The following is a 3,352-nucleotide window of genomic DNA, read 5'->3' as shown; positions in this document are numbered from 1 at the left end:
GAGTTAAATCACATAATGCTATTGAGCATTTTTGCAGCAATCAAACACTTGGTTTTATTAAATGACTACATTTTGTAAAAAAGTTTCATTTTTTGACCACACACTTACATGTAATCCATAAAGATTGTGCTACTGAGAGTATATCCAAAGTGGTTTTTCTCTCTACACACGTACCGATTATTTATTGAAAGTGTGCGAGTGTTAACGTTTATGAAAACCATTTAGCTACAACACAGTATTGTACTTAACAAAGTATGTCATTCGTATTTACGTTTCATTCAATGATAAGATTTTCTCAGTAATGAAATGGCTTTAGCTTTAGTTTTTTTCATTCGTTCATTCACTAAATTTAGACTATATTCCGCATCTGACCTGTTCCATTTCATATTTGTCTAGGCACTGCTCATGCAAACATTCGAAATCGCTATATTTCTGCAGTTTTTCCTCGGCTTAGTCGCTGCGGTTAACCCCGTCGGTATCATGCCGGTGTTTGTGTCTTTAACCAGTCATATGACTCAAGAAGAGAAGAACAAAACGGCACTGACTGCCAACCTTGCGGTTGCCATTATTCTGGTCGTCTCTCTGATGGCTGGCCAAATGCTATTAGACATGTTTAGTATCTCACTTGACTCGTTTCGTGTAGCAGGCGGTTTGCTACTGCTAAGCATCGCGTTTTCGATGATGAGCGGTAAGCTCGGTGAAGATAAACAGAACAAGCAAGAGAAGTCAGAGTATGTAAGCCGCGAGCAGATCGGTGTTGTGCCACTAGCAATGCCACTGATGGCTGGACCAGGTGCAATCAGCTCGACGATTGTTTACGGCTCTCGTTACCCGGGCATGTTTGACACTGTTGGGATTATTATCACCATCTTGGTGTTTGCTACCTGTACATGGCTGCTGTTCCGCTCTGCACCACTGATCGTCCGTTTCCTAGGGCAAACTGGTATCAACGTGATCACACGTATCATGGGTCTGATACTGGGCGCTTTGGGTATTGAGTTTATTGCGAATGGCCTACGCAATCTTTTCCCAGGGTTAGCCTAATTAATTTAATCGAGTATGATAGAGCGACCTAAATCAACATCGTTCTATCATGCCGAGACACTCTTTAAAGCATCACTTATACGTTATTATCTTTGGTCCGGTATACTGAGTACACCTTTACTGCCCTGTTCACGCTCGAGTATTTGTTAAGGCTTTACTGTTCTCCAAAACCCGCCGCGTACGCGAAAAGCTTTTACGGTACTATTGATTTACTCGCGATTCTCCCTACCTATTTAGCTTTTTTCTTCCCTGCCGCTTCGTTTATGGGTGTGATTCGAGCTTTGAGGATAATGCGCATCTTCCGCATCTTAAAACTGGTGCGATATCTACAAGACTCGAATATCTTGCTCAGATCTCTGCTGATGGCCAAGCGCAAGATTTTTATCTTTTTTACCACTGTCGCCATTTTGGTCACCATTTTCGGTGCATTAATTTACGTAATAGAAGGCCCCCAAAACGGCTTCACTAGTATTCCAAAAAGTATTTACTGGGCGATTGTGACCATTACTACGGTCGGATATGGTGACTTAGTACCGCAAACCGCGTTGGGTAAAGCCATCGCTTCGCTGACGATGCTTTTAGGTTATTCAATAATAGCGGTGCCAACAGGGATTATTACGGCTGAACTAAATCAAGAAATGAACTTACATAAAACACTGGTTAAATGCCCCAACTGCATGCAAACAGGGCATGACAGTGACGCCCTGCACTGTAAGCACTGTGGTGGTGAATTAGCTGACCCGGATCAACGTGTCGTACCGGTTGAAAAATCAAGCTAACGTTGCATGCAGAGACAAGGAGTGCTCACGCCGACCAACTTGGCTAACGAACCATGCTGCGTTGGCCGTACCTCCAGCAAGCAAAAGGTAGAGAGCATTCATTGCTTACCTAAATAAAAAGACCCTACTAAGAAGTAGGGTCTTGATTAATAAAGGCGAGTCAAATTGAGATTAAGCTTTTTCATTTAAGATAATACGTAATGTGCGACGTAACGGCTCTGCTGCACCCCAAAGTAGTTGGTCGCCGACTGTAAAGGCATTTAGGAAGTCATCACCCATTGCCATCTTACGCAGACGGCCGACTGGAATAGAGAGTGTACCCGTCACCTTCGCTGGTGTTAGCTCTTGCGCAGTAATATCACGATCGTTTGGAATCACTTTAACCCAATCATTGTGAGTGGCGATCATCTCTTCGATTTCATCCATAGGAACATTCTGCTTCAGCTTGATGGTCAACGCCTGAGAGTGACAACGCATTGCACCGATGCGGACACAGGTACCGTCGATTGGCACTGGCGCATCTTGGAAGCCAAGGATCTTGTTCGCTTCAACCCCCGCTTTCCACTCTTCCTTGCTTTGGCCATTATCACGCTTAACATCAATCCAAGGGATTAAAGAACCTGCTAACGGAACACCAAACTTATCCGTTGGGAACGAGCCGCTGCGCATTGTGTCAGCCACTTTTTTATCGATATCGAGAATAGAGCTTGAAGGGTTAGCTAGCTCAGAACTGACTGAATCGTTAATCACACCCATTTGAGAGATAAGCTCACGCATGTTTTGTGCACCGGCACCTGAAGCTGCTTGGTAAGTCATCGCACTCGTCCACTCAACTAGGCCTTTTTCAAACAGACCGCCCAAGCCCATCAGCATCAAGCTCACCGTACAGTTACCACCAACAAAGGTGTTAGTACCACCATGGATACCCTGCTGGATTTGGTTTAGGTTTACTGGGTCAAGCGTGATGATAGAGTCTTGTGCCATACGCAATGTTGATGCAGCGTCAATCCAGTACCCTTTCCAACCTGCTTGGCGTAGCGCTGGGTAGACTTTCTCTGTATAGCTGCCACCCTGACAGGTAATCACTGCGTCAAGTTGCTTTAGGCTCTCGATATCAAATGCATCTTGAAGTACGCCTGCCTCTTTACCTAGGTTCGGTGCAGGAATACCTACTTGAGATGTACTGTAAAAAACGGGCTCGATGAGGTCAAAATCTTTCTCTTCCACCATACGCTGCATTAGTACTGAACCTACCATGCCACGCCAACCTACTAAACCTACTCTCATTCTCAACTCTCCGTGTATGCAATTATTAAAAGGTAATGCTTCAATATTCAATTTTCGCGACAAAATCTCAAGAGAAAAATGCGCCAAACCTGTAACTTTTATTAATTAACCCGTAAAAAGCGTCCAAACGCATTGTTTTGTCGACTTTTTCATCGTTGGTTACTTTTACGTAAGAAGCCAAGTTAACAGGAAACACAAACAAAAAACTCGTGCCACAATTGTTTTACACACTAGCACAGATA

The 3,352-nt window shown here is 43.9% G+C and carries 2 protein-coding genes and 1 pseudogene; 2 read left to right on the top strand and 1 reads right to left on the bottom strand.

Going from position 1 to position 3,352, the window contains the following annotated elements:
• Window positions 1–405 precede the first annotated feature (405 nt).
• Together QTO00_RS18505 and QTO00_RS18500 are read left to right on the top strand one after the other, a co-directional pair.
• Entirely contained in the window at window positions 406–1,044 is a 639-nt protein-coding gene (locus tag QTO00_RS18505) for a YchE family NAAT transporter (RefSeq protein ID WP_331426077.1), read from the top strand.
• Between the two features lie 49 nt (window positions 1,045–1,093).
• Window positions 1,094–1,823 (top strand): annotated as a pseudogene (locus QTO00_RS18500) (ion transporter).
• A gap of 171 nt (window positions 1,824–1,994) precedes the next feature.
• Here the strand turns inward: QTO00_RS18500 and asd are convergent.
• On the bottom strand, window positions 1,995–3,110 hold the full coding sequence (gene asd, locus QTO00_RS18495; RefSeq protein ID WP_331426076.1) for an aspartate-semialdehyde dehydrogenase: 1,116 nt from the start codon (window positions 3,108–3,110) through the stop codon (window positions 1,995–1,997).
• Window positions 3,111–3,352 lie beyond the last annotated feature (242 nt).

The organism is Vibrio sp. M260118, from assembly GCF_036533755.1.
In the GTDB taxonomy this organism is placed as follows: domain Bacteria; phylum Pseudomonadota; class Gammaproteobacteria; order Enterobacterales; family Vibrionaceae; genus Vibrio.
This window is presented reverse-complemented; position numbering and strand designations above follow the sequence as displayed.

What these genes read in the sequence shown, in the direction of transcription:
- QTO00_RS18505 (WP_331426077.1), top strand. Translation starts at nt 406, where the DNA reads ATGCAAACATTCGAAATCGCTATATTTCTGCAGTTTTTCCTCGGCTTA.
- asd (WP_331426076.1), bottom strand. Translation starts at nt 3,110, where the DNA reads ATGAGAGTAGGTTTAGTAGGTTGGCGTGGCATGGTAGGTTCAGTACTA.